This is a genomic window from Sporolactobacillus shoreae (assembly GCF_004684935.1).
Taxonomy (GTDB): domain Bacteria; phylum Bacillota; class Bacilli; order Bacillales; family Sporolactobacillaceae; genus Sporolactobacillus; species Sporolactobacillus shoreae.
This window is the reverse complement of the sequence record NZ_SRJD01000012.1, coordinates 88,079-101,398: the sequence shown is the minus strand read 5'-3', so window position 1 is coordinate 101,398 and position 13,320 is coordinate 88,079. Positions and strand designations below refer to the sequence as shown.

Annotated in this window: 18 protein-coding genes; 14 read left to right on the top strand and 4 right to left on the bottom strand. The window is 40.6% G+C overall.

What is annotated here, in order from left to right:
* The first annotated feature begins 34 nt into the window (after positions 1-34).
* From tpx to E4665_RS11360, 4 genes are all read left to right on the top strand, one after another.
* Positions 35-553, top strand: coding sequence for a thiol peroxidase (tpx, locus tag E4665_RS11375; RefSeq protein ID WP_135348909.1), 519 nt, complete (start codon positions 35-37; stop codon positions 551-553).
* 199 nt (positions 554-752) lie between these two features.
* Positions 753-1,193 (top strand): LytTR family DNA-binding domain-containing protein, encoded by a 441-nt coding sequence (locus E4665_RS11370; RefSeq protein WP_135348908.1) that lies wholly within the window; start codon positions 753-755, stop codon positions 1,191-1,193.
* Positions 1,194-1,205: 12 nt separating this feature from the next.
* Complete coding sequence (locus E4665_RS11365; protein ID WP_135348907.1) at positions 1,206-1,658, top strand: DUF3021 domain-containing protein; 453 nt, start codon at positions 1,206-1,208, stop codon at positions 1,656-1,658.
* Positions 1,659-1,773: 115 nt separating this feature from the next.
* Entirely contained in the window at positions 1,774-2,205 is a 432-nt protein-coding gene (locus E4665_RS11360) for a CBS domain-containing protein (protein WP_135348906.1), read from the top strand.
* A 274-nt stretch (positions 2,206-2,479) separates the two neighbouring features.
* On the opposite strand, the gene E4665_RS11355 is transcribed toward E4665_RS11360, so the two are convergent.
* Positions 2,480-2,809, bottom strand: coding sequence for a winged helix-turn-helix transcriptional regulator (locus E4665_RS11355; RefSeq protein WP_241654825.1), 330 nt, complete (start codon positions 2,807-2,809; stop codon positions 2,480-2,482).
* A gap of 131 nt (positions 2,810-2,940) precedes the next feature.
* Between E4665_RS11355 and E4665_RS11350 the strand changes: the two genes are divergently transcribed.
* The 3 genes from E4665_RS11350 (at position 2,941) to E4665_RS11340 (ending at position 6,043) form a co-directional block, all read left to right on the top strand.
* On the top strand, positions 2,941-3,648 hold the full coding sequence (locus E4665_RS11350) for an SDR family oxidoreductase (protein ID WP_422067256.1): 708 nt from the start codon (positions 2,941-2,943) through the stop codon (positions 3,646-3,648).
* Positions 3,649-3,685: 37 nt separating this feature from the next.
* The gene (locus E4665_RS11345; RefSeq protein WP_135348904.1) at positions 3,686-4,252 is read left to right on the top strand and encodes an NAD(P)H-dependent oxidoreductase; all 567 of its coding nucleotides are present in this window, start codon (positions 3,686-3,688) and stop codon (positions 4,250-4,252) included.
* A 522-nt stretch (positions 4,253-4,774) separates the two neighbouring features.
* Positions 4,775-6,043, top strand: coding sequence for an MDR family MFS transporter (locus tag E4665_RS11340; RefSeq protein WP_135348903.1), 1,269 nt, complete (start codon positions 4,775-4,777; stop codon positions 6,041-6,043).
* A gap of 34 nt (positions 6,044-6,077) precedes the next feature.
* Here E4665_RS11340 and E4665_RS11335 read toward each other — a convergent pair whose 3' ends face one another.
* From E4665_RS11335 to E4665_RS11325, 3 genes are all read right to left on the bottom strand, one after another.
* The gene (locus E4665_RS11335; protein ID WP_135348902.1) at positions 6,078-6,416 is read right to left on the bottom strand and encodes an ArsR/SmtB family transcription factor; all 339 of its coding nucleotides are present in this window, start codon (positions 6,414-6,416) and stop codon (positions 6,078-6,080) included.
* Positions 6,409-6,828 carry an SRPBCC family protein gene (locus tag E4665_RS11330; protein ID WP_135348901.1) on the bottom strand — a complete coding sequence of 140 codons (420 nt, stop codon included), beginning with the start codon at positions 6,826-6,828 and terminating at the stop codon, positions 6,409-6,411. The genes E4665_RS11335 and E4665_RS11330 overlap by 8 nt, the downstream gene beginning before the upstream one ends.
* A gap of 118 nt (positions 6,829-6,946) precedes the next feature.
* Complete coding sequence (locus tag E4665_RS11325) at positions 6,947-7,639, bottom strand: hypothetical protein (RefSeq protein WP_135348900.1); 693 nt, start codon at positions 7,637-7,639, stop codon at positions 6,947-6,949.
* A gap of 255 nt (positions 7,640-7,894) precedes the next feature.
* On the opposite strand from E4665_RS11325, the gene uppS reads away from it, so the two are divergent.
* The 7 genes from uppS to E4665_RS11290 all read left to right on the top strand — a co-directional run bounded on the left by uppS (position 7,895) and on the right by E4665_RS11290 (position 13,205).
* Positions 7,895-8,581, top strand: coding sequence for a polyprenyl diphosphate synthase (gene uppS, locus E4665_RS11320; protein WP_135348899.1), 687 nt, complete (start codon positions 7,895-7,897; stop codon positions 8,579-8,581).
* 218 nt (positions 8,582-8,799) lie between these two features.
* Positions 8,800-9,600, top strand: a complete 801-nt coding sequence (locus tag E4665_RS11315; RefSeq protein WP_135348898.1) for a DUF5700 domain-containing putative Zn-dependent protease — start codon at positions 8,800-8,802, stop codon at positions 9,598-9,600.
* A 30-nt stretch (positions 9,601-9,630) separates the two neighbouring features.
* Positions 9,631-10,056 (top strand): GNAT family N-acetyltransferase, encoded by a 426-nt coding sequence (locus E4665_RS11310; protein WP_135348897.1) that lies wholly within the window; start codon positions 9,631-9,633, stop codon positions 10,054-10,056.
* Positions 10,057-10,088: 32 nt separating this feature from the next.
* Positions 10,089-10,598, top strand: coding sequence for a GNAT family N-acetyltransferase (locus E4665_RS11305; RefSeq protein ID WP_167815189.1), 510 nt, complete (start codon positions 10,089-10,091; stop codon positions 10,596-10,598).
* 35 nt (positions 10,599-10,633) lie between these two features.
* Positions 10,634-11,332, top strand: a complete 699-nt coding sequence (locus E4665_RS11300; RefSeq protein WP_135348895.1) for an HAD family hydrolase — start codon at positions 10,634-10,636, stop codon at positions 11,330-11,332.
* A 39-nt stretch (positions 11,333-11,371) separates the two neighbouring features.
* Positions 11,372-12,079, top strand: coding sequence for an ABC transporter ATP-binding protein (locus E4665_RS11295; RefSeq protein WP_135348894.1), 708 nt, complete (start codon positions 11,372-11,374; stop codon positions 12,077-12,079).
* Positions 12,066-13,205 (top strand): ABC transporter permease, encoded by a 1,140-nt coding sequence (locus tag E4665_RS11290; RefSeq protein ID WP_135348893.1) that lies wholly within the window; start codon positions 12,066-12,068, stop codon positions 13,203-13,205. Before E4665_RS11295 ends, E4665_RS11290 begins: the two co-directional genes overlap by 14 nt.
* Positions 13,206-13,320: the final 115 nt, after the last annotated feature.

The following is a 13,320-nucleotide window of genomic DNA, read 5'->3' as shown; positions in this document are numbered from 1 at the left end:
TCACGACCTGTTAAAAAATAAGGAGGAATAAAAAATGACAGAAGAACGCACTGGAGTTGCGACAATTAAAGGAAATCCGATTACATTGATTGGGCCGGAACTGAAGGTTGGCGACCAGGCTCCGGATTTTACAATTAATAAAGACCTGACAACGGGAGCGAGTTTGTCCGATTACGAAGGGAAAATCAAACTGATTTCCGTGGTGCCTTCGCTGGATACAAGTGTTTGTGACGCACAGACCCGCCGTTTCAATGAGGAGGCGGCTAAGTTGGGTGATCATGTGGCCGTTCTGACGATCTCTGTGGATTTGCCTTTTGCACAGAGCCGTTTTTGCTCCGTCGCAGGCATTGAGAATATGGACACTCTGTCAGATTATAAATTTCGCTCATTTGGTCAAAGCTATGGTGTTTTGATTAAGGAACTTCAGCTGGATATGCGTTCGATTTTTGTAGTTGATGAAAAAAACACGATCCGATATGTGGAGTATCTCAAAGAAATGACCGAACATCCGGATTATGAAGCGGCTCTGAGTGCTGTCAAAGCACTGATTTAAAAAATACTGGACCGATTTTGAATCAATGGTTAGAATCATAGCCCTGGCCGGGCTATGATTTTTTTTAATCATTTGGTACGTGGGCTCCTTGTTATCCCATGAATTTAGCCTCTGAATCTAAAAAATCAACGTGTCACAAAGAAAAGAGTTCTTATCTGTTAAAAACTGCTAAAATGCAGGTGAAGGGGGGAAGAAACCGGTGAAGTTGAATATGGATATAGACCCTGAGATCAAAGAGGAATCAGTCACAGTGCGTGCACGGCAAATAACGGAAGAAGTGGAACAGATCAGGAGAATCGTTGAGGAAGGCGGATCAATTACTAATATTCCGGTCATAAAGGAAGACAGACAATACATATTGCTGCTGCAGCATGTGTCTCATGTGCTGACTGAGAGCGGAAAGACCTTGGCTGTTTCCGGGAAAGAAAAATACGTCTATAAATATTCCTTGAAATACTTTGAAACTCATGTTGATTCGGGCTGTTTTGTACGTATCTCAAAATATTGCCTGGCCAATATCGCATGGATGGATTACTTTGAGGCGGGATTCAGCGGTAACCTGCTGCTGAATTTCAAAAATGGCTGGAAAGAGACTGTGTCGAGAAAATATGTCGCAGGTTTGAGAAAAAGACTGTTTTAAGGAGGAAAATCAATGCACTGGTTTAGTCAAATCATAAAGCTGATCAGAAATGTGATGATTGGATTTGGTATGGGTGCTATTGCCACTGCTGTTTATTTATTCATTGCGCTTCGCCTGCAGCTTCCGATGCTCAGTACGGGATTGATGCTGAAAGAATTACTTGGGTCAATGGCCTTTGGCGCTTATTGCGGAACCATCTCATTGATCTTTGAGTGGGGGATGCAGAAAGTGCGAAAAGATAATGTTGTCTCTTTCCTGTTTTGGCGGACGGCGCTGAACTTTCTATTGATGATCACCGGATTCTGGATTGCCGGAAAATGGCTCGGCTGGTTTGAAACAGATCTTTCCACGCTGTTCTGGCTCTTAGGATCGTTTTTGTTTGTCTATATCCTGATCTGGCTTTTCTCTTACCTGTACCAGAAAAAACTAGCCAAACAATTAAACGAAGGCCTGAAGAAGTTATAGTATTAAAGGCAAGCTCTCTAAAATAAAACGTTTTCATTACTAATGGACATAACGTATACTATGATTGCGAAAAGATATTAGTGTTGAGATTGATGCAAATCAGGAGTGGATAAGTATGAACGCAGCTTTTCTGATCACACCCAAAAGCGACGTCAAGTTTGTATACGACTATTGGACGGTAAGGCAGGCGCTTGAAAAGATGGAGCATTATCGTTATTCAGCGATTCCCATTCTGAATAAAGAAGGAATGTATGTCGGGACGCTGACGGAAGGAGATATTCTGTGGGAATTAAAGAAAAATGATGACCTTGATTTTAAGGATACTGAGAAAATTTCTCTGAATGATGTTCCCAGGTACCGGGATATTAAGGCGATATCCATTGATGTTGAAGTGGATGACATTATAGAGACTTCTTTATCACAAAACTTTGTGCCGATTGTCGATGATCTAGGTGTATTTATCGGAATCATCCGGAGACGTGAGATTATTTCTTATTTATTAGAACTGCGGAATAAGAAAACCTATGAAACGCTAAGTTTGGATTAATGGGAGAAAGATCTTTCAAATAAAGGCTTTGTTAAACTTGTCTGTTGTTTTTCGCTTCAAACGCTCGCTTTCCGCGGGCGATCCGTGAGCCTCCTCGCTCGGTACCCTCGCTGCGGGGTCTCACTTGGTTGCTGATCCCGCAGGAGTCTCGCGCCTTCCGCTCCAATCAACGAAGGGCAAAAACAACATTGAATTTAAACAGAGCCTAAATAAAAGAAAACGTAATGAAGCCGGAATGAAGAGTCAATTCGCATCTTCTATTCCGGCTTTTTGATTAGTTTTGAAGAGTCAGTCCAAAATTTTTTAATTCTAAAAAAATGGGTTCCAGTTTCTCACCAAATTTTGTCAGTGAATATTCGACGCGAGGTGGAACCTCCGGGTACACTTTTTTTGAAATAATATTTGACTGCTCAAGCAGTTTTAACTTGGCTGATAATGTCCTCGGACTAATACCTTCCAGATTCCTCTGAATCTCACTATATCTTAAGGTTCCGTCAATCATCAATTCCCTGATGATTAAAAACGACCATTTTGAACCAATTAAATTGAGTGATGCTTCAATCGGGCAATTCTTCGAAGGACTTCTGGTTAATCTGGTGAACAAAAAACATCCCCCCATTCATTGTTAAAATCATTTTATACAAAAAGTATACTTACTTCAATAAAAATCCATACTTTACTAAGTAAATTTTTGCGGTGATAATGACTTCATCGAGGATGAAGGAGGAATCATTCGTGAAAAATAAAAAAATTGTGATCATTGGCGGTAGCTCCGGTATCGGTTTTGAAATTGCAAAAACAGCCTTGCAAAAAGAAGCCGAGGTCATTATCGCCAGCCGAAGCCTGAATAAATTGAAGGCCGCACAGCAGCAACTGGGCAATGTGACTTATGAACAGCTTGATATTGAAGACGAGCAAGCGGTTAAAGACTTTTTTCAAAAAATCGGCGAATTTGATCACTTGGCTGTCTCCGCGGCGAAAACAGGCGGAGGCAAGTTTTTAGAGACAGACACTCATGAAGCCAAACAACTTTTTGACAACAAATTCTGGGGGCAGTTTTACGCCGCTAAATATGGAACGCCTCACATTAGAAAGGATGGCTCGATCGTTCTGTTTTCAGGAGTTGTGGCGTTTAAACATATGATTGGCGCATCCGTTTTGGGCGCGTTAAATGCAGCCATTGCAAATTTAGGGCAGACACTGGCACTGGAACTGGCACCCATTCGTGTCAATGTCATCTCTCCCGGGATCATTGATACACCCGCTCGTGCTTCGATGAATGAAAGCGAGAGAGCATCCTACTATCAAAGTGTAGCGTCAAGTCTGCCTGTTAATCGAGTGGGATTGGCTGAGGATGTGGCAAAAAGTGCGCTGTATGCCATGGAGAATGAATTTGTTACAGGAACGGTTCTTCATGTGGACGGCGGGCATCATCTTATTTAAGTTCCCGATAAAAAAAACAATTATGGAGGGTTAATGAATGAAAAGTCCGACGGTATTAATTATTAATGGAACGGACAATCAATACGATTACGCTTCCAAGGGAAAATTAAACACATTATTATCCAATACAACAGCCGAATATCTGCAAGATAAAGGGTTCGAAGTGTTGAGAACAACCGTGATCGATGGATATGAGGCGACAACTGAAGATGAAAAATGGGACAAAGCTGATTTTATCATTTTTCAATTCCCGATTTACTGGTTCTCCGCACCGGCTGTTTTAAAACGCTATTTTGAAGATGTGTATAACGGCAAGCAGTATTACAGAAGGGGGACTGAATATGGAAGAGGAGGACTTTTGACTGACAAAGCTTATTTAGTATCAACCACTTGGAATGCTCCGACTGAAGTTTTTAATAAACGAGATACATTTTTTAACGGGCAATCTGTAGATGAGGTGCTTTCGGCGTTTCATTATACGCATGAATTTATAGGATTAAAAAAATTACCGAGTATTTCATTTCATGATGTCGTCAAAAATCCTGATGCGGATGCTTATGTGCAAAAACTGAAAGAACATCTGGAAAAGGTCTTTAAACTGTAATCAAATTCAAATAATCAAGGATTTATTGAAGGGAAGCAGGCCTGCGAAGCAATGATATTCGTGGTTCTCCGCTCCCCTTTTCTGATTCTTCTTTCAAAGATCTTATCATTCGCTTATGGTAGTGATCTCTAACGATTTAATGATTGACTACTTAAATTTGCATTTCTGCTGGAGATTTAACCTCGATTTTATTTTTCGTAAAAATGCCATCATATGTTCGCCTTATGCATAATGAAGATTTACTATAATAGGAATTACCGCTTTGTTCATAGATCCGAAATTCGTTACCGGTGCTCATCTTTTTAAAGACACTAGGTGAGGGCTCCCCCGACTTGTTTTTTTCAGTGAATCACGACATGAATCAATTTTCGTATTGTTCAATGAAGAAAACAGATCCGAGGATGCCCTTTATGATATACTGGAATCTCATGACATTTGTTTTAACATCCGGTTATTCATGGAATACCCTAAGCGCTCTTAAATAATTCGATCCATCGCTTTGATGCAGAAAGAAGGCACATCATGAGATTCAGAGACTTTCACAAGAATATCAAAATAAGAATTATTGAGACGTTTACCAGCCGCTTTGTCGGCGGCATGATATTCCCCTTTATGACTATCTATCTAGCACAGCACTTTGGTGCCAAGACAACAGGTATGCTACTCTTGATCACTGTCTTTATTGGTATCGTCAACTCCTTCCTGGGCGGTTACCTGTCCGACCAGTTTGGACGCAAAAAAGTGATGCTCTGGGCGGAAATCGCACGCCTGATGGCCTTTATTATCATGATGCTGTGTAATTCGCCGTTTTTGGTATCACCGTCAATCACTTTCATGATGATGATTGTCAACAGTATTTCCTGGGGACTTGCCGGTCCGGCGAATGACGCAATGCTGATTGATGTCAGCACACCGGAGCAGCGGAAACTTATGTACTCGATTACCTATTGGGCGAATAATCTTTCCATCGCAATCGGTGGGATACTAGGCGCTTTGCTCTTTCAACATTATCTTTTTGAATTATTTGTTGCTTTGTGTATTGTTGAATGTGAAGTAGTTATTCTTGTAGCATTTTTTATTCAAGAGAGCCATAGCCGTCAGGTTGGAACCATCGGTATTTCAGAACATCTGGCTCAGCTGTTCTCGAACTACCAGACCGTTTTTCGGGATAAACTCTTTGTCATGTTTGTTATCGCAGGCGTACTCGTCTTCTCAATGGAGCTGCAGCTGACAAATTATATAGGCATCCGGTTAAGCAGGGACATGCCGACTCAGACCGTTTTATTCTGGCCGGTCAACGGACTGACGATGATGGGATTTCTCCGGAGTGAAAATACCATTTTGGTTGCGCTGCTTGTCCTGTTTGTATCAAAGCTCGGGGGCCTAATGAAAGACAAGACAACCTTAATTCTCAGTTGTACCTTATTTTCAATCGGTTACGGCGTTCTTTCCTATACCAATAATATCTGGCTGCTTATCGGATTTATGCTTATTCTTACAGTCGGTGAAGTTTTCCGGGTGCCGGTTGAGCAGTCGTATACGGCAGCCATTCCGCCGGATGATGCCAGAAGCACTTATATGGCGATTAATGGACTGAAATATAATACGGCAATGCTCATTGCATCATTAACCATCACCATTGGAACCTATCTGCCCACACTCGCGACCTCGCTTATTATTACCGGTATCGGCCTGACTGGGACAGTGATTTATTATCTGATCATTCCGAGTCTCGAGAATCGCATCGCTTTAAAAAATAGTGAACCTGGTGGGGTACAAGCGAAGGCGTAAAAGGCCTGCCTTGCTAATGAAAAAAAGAAGGAAGTCAGTCTTCCTTCTTTTTTTCATCATTTTCTACGTAATCTTTTAGAGCTAGAAGCTGCTCGTCCCAGTAGCGCTCATAGAACGAAACCCACTTCTGAATTTCATACAAAGATTCGGGCAGCAGTCTGTATCTGACTTCACGGCCTGACTTATGAGCGAGGATCACTCCTGCGTCAGTCAGAATATTAAGGTGCTTGTTCACCGCTGTTCGGGAAATTGAAAAATGCTGAACAATGCCTGTGATTGACCGCTCCTCATCTGCGAGCAGTCTGACCATTTTACGTCTGTTAGGATCGGCAATAGCCTGAAACACATCATGTTTACGGGCAAGTTTATTCATCGTGATCAACCAGTCGCGGCAGATCGACTTTTACATGGCTTTCCCAGCCTTTATCCATAAAGCTGTGGATGAGCGGATGCGGCTGTCCGAACTCTGTCTTTTTCTCTGAATCCCAACCGGAATGGATTAAGGTAAACTCAGTTTGACCGTTTGCTTCTCTTAATTCAAATGCCAGATTCCAGTCTTTGCCCCAATTAAAGCTCAGACGATGGGGTGGATCAAGTTCAGTGACTTTGCAGGGAGAATCTCCGTATTGTCCGGCTTTGAGAACGAACTCATAATCTAAGACAGGTTTGAACGTGTTGGGCATCCACCAGGCTTCAATTCCCTCGGACGTGGCGACAGCCCGCCAGACTTTTTCAATTGGTGCATCAAGGAGAATCGTCTTTCGGATATCAGCTAATTTTCCCAAGTAAAGAACCTCCTATAATTAATCCAACACCAAAAGGTGTTGAATTAATTATAGCACCATTTGGTGTTATAATCGAACAAAATTTCCATCCATTATGAATGAATATCTATTTTTATTTTCAGGAGTTTCGGTCCATCTTCCAAATGTAGGGGCAGAATAACGCTGGATTATCAGGAGAAACAAAACCGCAAATCTCATTTGCTTCTTTCTTTGAAATGGATCTGTCGAACCGATGAGACAGCCATTTCTCCATATGCGTATCAAAAAGGACAGAACTGTTTTTCACATTTTTAAATTCATAATGAAAGTCCAGCAGTAAGATCAAAAAGAGAAAGTTAGCTTTTTTATCACTGATTCCTGAAACTTCTTTTACATTTGAGATAAAAACGTTATAATCTGATGCACTCCTCAGAAGGCCGCTTGCAGAAGCGTATTTATTTTTAATAACGCCTGACAAGGAAAAAATGAAATCAGTGATTTTTTGCGGAAAGCGGTGAAGCGCTGGTTTTGCAGCGATTGCATCTTTGAGTTCTTCAGCATGACTGAGGATCCAATCCGGATTGAAATGATCGTTCCCGATCCGTTTGCTTAGTTCAAACGGCAAATTCCATGCGATTTCCGACTTTACCGACTGATCGGCGACTACCGCAATTAACAAAGCAAAACCATCATTCTCTACAAGGTGTCTGCTGGTTGGAGACATGTGAATGGCATTCAGTATGGATTCAGGCCGGTTGTCCTGGAAACTTTTCTTAAGTTCTTCTAATTCAATAGATAGCATCACACTTGCTGCTTCATTGTTACTGTTCATGTTTCATACCCCCATAGATCTATCAGCGTTATAAGAATTTTAGCACAAGAGAAAAGAAAAAATGTTTCAACAGCCATCCTGTTTGTGTGAATCTGTTAAAAAGGTAATTGAGTTGATGTTAATCTTTTTATTTACCTATGAGTACAGAAATTAACAAAAAAAAGCCTCTTTGATAAAATGAATCATTTGTAATAGACAGAAAGGGGAAATAGTGTAATAAATGAAGAGTCAAAATATTAAAAAAGGGATGACATAATGAATCACGTGCCCACTCACGTCGCTATTATGATGGATGGTAATGGCCGATGGGGAAAACAAAGAGGATTAACAAGAAGTCAGGGCCATTTTGCTGGCTCTCAGGCTTTGGAAAAAACAATAGACGCAGCAATGGATCTGGATATCAAAATACTAACTATATACGCTTTCTCTACAGAGAACTGGAAACGTCCAAAAGCTGAAGTGGACTATCTCATGAAACTTCCTGTAAAATTTCTGCATCAAAAACTATCCAAATTTGTTCAAAAGGATATTAAGTTGATTTTTTCAGGAAATATCAGTGGTCTCCCAAAACAAACGCAAGACGCTGTTAAGCTAGCAGCGGATGAGACTAGCAATAACAGTAAACTCGTTGTCAATTTTGCATTGAATTATGGAGGAAAGAATGAAATCCTGACTGCAATCAAGGTACTGATCGATGAGATCAATCATTCAACGATATCGTTTGATGATATCAGTGAAGAGACGATTGAAAAACATTTGTTTACGAAGGATCTCCCTCACCCGGACCTATTTATCCGAACTGGTGGAGAGAAACGATTAAGCAATTTCTTATTATGGCAGTTAGACAAGACAGAGTTATGGTTTACCGACATCTATTTCCCTGATTTCAACAAGCAGCTGCTCATTAAAGCAATTAATGAGGTAAATCAAAGAAGGGCATAGGAGGGCATCTATTCTCAAATTTAAGTTTTAACAGGAGTCGGTCTTCATGGAAAAAAATCGTTCTTCACTGCGAGTAAATCGGTCTTCGTGAGAAAATATCGTTCTTCCTGCGAATAAATCGGTCTTCACAGAAAGAAATCGGTTTTCGGAGATTTTTAATGATTAAATCGACTCAATCAAGTCATTGAATAATTTCAATCTTTCAGGAGATGCACGTTATGAAAATAAACGCTGCCATTGTGGACGATTATTTAAATGGTGTTTCCTCCGACAGATACTCTGATTCATGGGTTTTTAATGAAATAGAAAAAGGAGAGCATCTGTTTGATGAGCCAGACAGAGATTTAGCACCTAAAGTTCAGGAGATTCGAGATCGTGTCGATCAGGTGGTGAATTCATTCATCCCCTTCAACTACAAAATCTGGAGTGGTCTGTTTCCTGAATCACAAAAACGGTTGGAGTCTGTCTTTGTTCAATTAGTTGTAGGCTGCCCTTCCCCATATGAAGCAATGGTCAGAGAGGATCTTAATCATAGAGAAGTGATCATCTTTGATTTAATCCGATTTAACCGATATGGCAGCCTTCGCGCTTCAGAAATTGTCAGGGCGATGTTGACTCATGAGTGCGCACATATTCTGCTGCATCAGGACTATCCGGAAAATAGTGCTGCATCCTATAAGGACAAAATGAAATTTTTACTTTTTGATGAAGGACTTGCCCACTTTCTCGCACTGAGCGAAGATGTCGAACAATACGACTGGAACAACAAAGAATCAATGGCCCGTAAGAAAGAGTCATTCCACATCTTTAATGAAGTGATTCAAGAACAGGATAAGAACAGACAAAAAATTTTTTTAAGGAATGCCTGCTCAGGTCATTTCTGGGAGAAGTTTGCATGCATTACCGGGATGTTCCTATGGTCAGATACATACGCTTCTTCGGGGATTAAAGGGGTGAAAACGGTGTATGAAAAAGGGTGGAAAAACTTCAGCAATACGATCTGTTGGCGGAAATATTAAGAAAAAATTGCCTTCGAGGTGAATATTAAAATGATTAGGACGGCCAGAGTGTCTGACTTTGAAGAATTAAGTGAACTTTGCCTACAGTTAGGTTATGAAGTAAACAAAGAAGAAATCAAAAAACGACTTCAATACATTCTTGAAAATAAGGATCATGCAATCTTTGTCTATGAAGATAAAAACGGCTTAGTTTCTGGCTGGGCACATATTTTTGGTAAACATCTGCTGGAAGGCGTATACGCAGAACTTGGCGGAATAGTCGTTGACACCGGACACAGACGTCAGGGTATAGGGAAAATGCTTATCAATGAATGCGAAAAATGGTCAACGGAACAAGGATATTCAGAAATCAGAGTACGTTCTGGTGGCCAAAGGGAGAAAGCACATCAATTCTATAGTCAAATTGGTTATGAAAATACAAAATGGCAAAAAGTATTTAGGCGTTCGCTGAATTAAACTTATTGAACAGATGAGGTGTGGCTATGTGTTTGGTCGAAACTGAAAGGTTGAGGATACGAGAGTTGGCGTTAAGTGATTCATCGTTAATTTACAAATATAGTATTGAGAAGACGATGCAAGAAGAACTGCCGGATCAAGTGTACGAAAGTGAAAATGAGGCCCGGGAAGTCATCCAATTTTTAACCACAAAATACCGAACCAGCCCTCAATCCTATCCGCTCGTTTATGGAGTTGTTTTAAAAACATCGAACACGTTGATTGGTCACGTTGGTTTGAGTGAAATATCAGCCGGCATTGAGATTGGATATGCAATTGGCATGAATTTTCAAGGTCATGGTTATGCAACCGAGGCGGTCGGGGCATTTACAGAATGGGCCAGAAATAGTCTTGAGATAAACACTATTTACGGAATTGTTAAGACAAGCAATAAGGGTTCGCAAAAAGTTTTGAGTAACAACCATTTCATCTTCAAAAAGGAAGAATTCGCAAAGAGTTTTGGCGGTCAATATTTGAACAAGGTTTGCGTTCTATCGTTGTAAAAGCTTTAAAAATGTAGACAGATAGGAGGGTGCTTATGACAAATAATAACTCGGAAGTGCTGTTTTTTGATCTGTTTTTTACACTTGTGACGCCTAAGTATAGTGGAATGAGAAAAGAAAATGATGTACTAGGTCTTTCGCGTGAAGAATGGGAACGATATGCAGAGGACGATCATTTATATTTTCAAAGAGCAACCGGAAAAGTGAATCATCCACATATGATTATCCAAAGTATCATAGATAAGATGAATGTATGCGTCAGTAAAGAAACAATCTACGAAATCTTAACGCTTAGGGAAAATAGAATGGAACAGGCTTTAACTGACGTTGATCCAAAAATCCTTGAGATTCTGGAGGATTTAAAGAAAAGCGGAAAGAAATTGTGTTTAATAAGTAATTCAGATGTTATTGACGCGATGTATTGGAAAGAATCACCTCTAAGTCATTTATTTGATCATGCAGTATTCTCGCACAAAGTGGGGTACTTAAAGCCTCAGACGGATATTTACAGAATTGCGTTAGAACAAATGAATGTTTCTCCGAAATGTTGTATTTATATTGGGGACGGTGGTTCTGAAGAGTTAAGAGGCGCAAAAGAATCCGGAATCAGGACCATTTTAACGGGTTACCTGTTAAAAAGAGAAAAGACACAGCTGAGCAGGCTTAAAAAGTTTGCAGATTATTACATAGAAGACTTTGCGGAAATTAAAAACTTAGTAAATTCAAGTACATGATAGATTAACTTTTTTTGGAAAATCAGAGGAGGTCTGCTCATGCTTTTATCGGTTAATATAGATGAAGCTGGATACTCTCCAGATTCAACAGTCCTGAAAAACATTCATTTTTCAGTAGATTCCGGGGAACTGGTCGGTTTGATCGGGCCAAACGGTGCGGGTAAGAGTTCAACAATCAAATCGATTCTTGGTATTATGAAAAATGTAAAGGGGGACTGTCAGGCTAGCAATTATGCCTATATACCTGAGCGTCCCATCCTTTATGAAAAATTGACCCTCTGGGAACACATAGAATTTCTGTTGACGACGCTGCAAACGGATGAAAAATTATACATGACCCGGGCTAATGAACTCCTGAAGCAGTTCCAGCTGTCTGAGTTTATACACCGGTACCCGGAGAGTTTTTCAAAGGGCATGCAGCAGAAAGTCATGCTTGTCCTCGCTTTCCTCAGACAACCAGACTTATATATTGTTGATGAACCTTTCATGGGACTTGATCCGAGAGCCGTGAAAAGGCTTTTGCAGTCTCTGCAGAGTGAAAAAGAGCGTGGAGCGGGAATTTTGATGTCTACTCACATATTGGATACAGCTGAAAAAATCTGTGATCGCTTCGTTTTAATTTCCAACGGCCGGCTCATTGTCCAAGGAACGCTGGATGAAATTCGTGAACGCAGCGGGATAAGAGGCGGATCACTATTGGATTGTTTTGATGTTCTGACAGAGGGTGTATCCGATGTCCGGAAATAAGCTATTTATAAAAAGGTTCCTTCAGCAACTTCACGATCAGTGGAACGTCATCCGATCGGTTCTCGATTGGTCCATTATGCTTTATATCGCTATACCGGCGGCAGCTATTGCTCCCTTTCTTTACGCCGATATTTGGCGGAACATACATAGTTACTGGGATACTCACCTACCTGTTTCATTGCTTTTAACATTGATCCTTTTGCTGTCTGGCCGGGGAAACATAAGAACCTATCTCATGGATGCCGACCTGCTTTTTCTAATACAAAAAAGAAGACAGACTCACCAGCTCAAACGGTGTGGTTTTTTGACTTCGCTTCTTTCTCTTTTCTTATTTGAAATTGTGCTGTTCGTTCTGGCATTACCTGTGCTGACCCAAATCTATCATTATCCACTCGTACAGGTCTTGTCTTTGTATCTGGCTGTCAGTGCATTCAAGCTGTCCCTCATGACTATAAAAAAAATAACAGATTCGGTGATCACTCGCTGGTTATTCATTATACTGGCATACAGTTTAGCAGACATTCTGCTGCTCACTGTGGCTCCTGCTCTATGGGCCATTTGTAGCGCTTTCTGCTCTATCATCATGATTTATTTGAACGTCACTCAGTTGAAGAAAACGAATCGATGGGTCAAGGATCTGGAAATTGAAAGCACAGAGCAAACCAAATATATAAAATTGATTCTGAATTTCTCAACAGGAATTGAAAAGCCATCGGTTACTCGCAGGAAAAAGCCTCTCATTCTTTTTCACCGATCTGCACGGATTTTTAAAAAGCGGACCAAAGAAAACGGCCTACTGGAGCTCTTGCTGAAAACTTTTTTAAGAAGCGGGCCAAACGTTCTGTCATGCATTCAGCTTGTATCCGTCACCTGCATCGCAGTTTTCCTACTGCCGGTCTGGTTAAAATGGTCGGTTTATGCCCTTTTTATCTGGTTCATGAACGTTTGGCTGAAAATTCTGTTCAGAAAAATGTCTGGCAATGTTTTCTTTAACGTTGTTCGTTTTGATCCAACGATCGCCGATCCTGTCCTCCTTCGATTCCAAAGATGGCTGGCCGTTCCACCCATTATTTTTACTGGAATTGTAGTGCTTTTATCTACAATTTATAAAATCAGTCTCCGTTGAAGACTGCCTGAACACAAGGTGATGACAGAGACCATACAGGGATTACTTAATTTTTCAAAATGATAAGAATAAACCACAAAGTATAAAGGGATATTGCTTTGAGGGAATAATTTCT

Excerpts from the sequence above, each read along its gene's own strand:
- tpx (WP_135348909.1), top strand. The coding sequence starts at position 35 with ATGACAGAAGAACGCACTGGAGTTGCGACAATTAAAGGAAATCCGATT.
- E4665_RS11365 (WP_135348907.1), top strand. The coding sequence starts at position 1,206 with ATGCACTGGTTTAGTCAAATCATAAAGCTGATCAGAAATGTGATGATT.
- E4665_RS11360 (WP_135348906.1), top strand. The coding sequence starts at position 1,774 with ATGAACGCAGCTTTTCTGATCACACCCAAAAGCGACGTCAAGTTTGTA.
- E4665_RS11345 (WP_135348904.1), top strand. The coding sequence starts at position 3,686 with ATGAAAAGTCCGACGGTATTAATTATTAATGGAACGGACAATCAATAC.
- E4665_RS11340 (WP_135348903.1), top strand. The coding sequence starts at position 4,775 with ATGAGATTCAGAGACTTTCACAAGAATATCAAAATAAGAATTATTGAG.
- E4665_RS11335 (WP_135348902.1), bottom strand. The coding sequence starts at position 6,416 with ATGAATAAACTTGCCCGTAAACATGATGTGTTTCAGGCTATTGCCGAT.
- E4665_RS11325 (WP_135348900.1), bottom strand. The coding sequence starts at position 7,639 with ATGAACAGTAACAATGAAGCAGCAAGTGTGATGCTATCTATTGAATTA.
- uppS (WP_135348899.1), top strand. The coding sequence starts at position 7,895 with ATGAATCACGTGCCCACTCACGTCGCTATTATGATGGATGGTAATGGC.
- E4665_RS11315 (WP_135348898.1), top strand. The coding sequence starts at position 8,800 with ATGAAAATAAACGCTGCCATTGTGGACGATTATTTAAATGGTGTTTCC.
- E4665_RS11310 (WP_135348897.1), top strand. The coding sequence starts at position 9,631 with ATGATTAGGACGGCCAGAGTGTCTGACTTTGAAGAATTAAGTGAACTT.
- E4665_RS11300 (WP_135348895.1), top strand. The coding sequence starts at position 10,634 with ATGACAAATAATAACTCGGAAGTGCTGTTTTTTGATCTGTTTTTTACA.
- E4665_RS11295 (WP_135348894.1), top strand. The coding sequence starts at position 11,372 with ATGCTTTTATCGGTTAATATAGATGAAGCTGGATACTCTCCAGATTCA.
- E4665_RS11290 (WP_135348893.1), top strand. The coding sequence starts at position 12,066 with ATGTCCGGAAATAAGCTATTTATAAAAAGGTTCCTTCAGCAACTTCAC.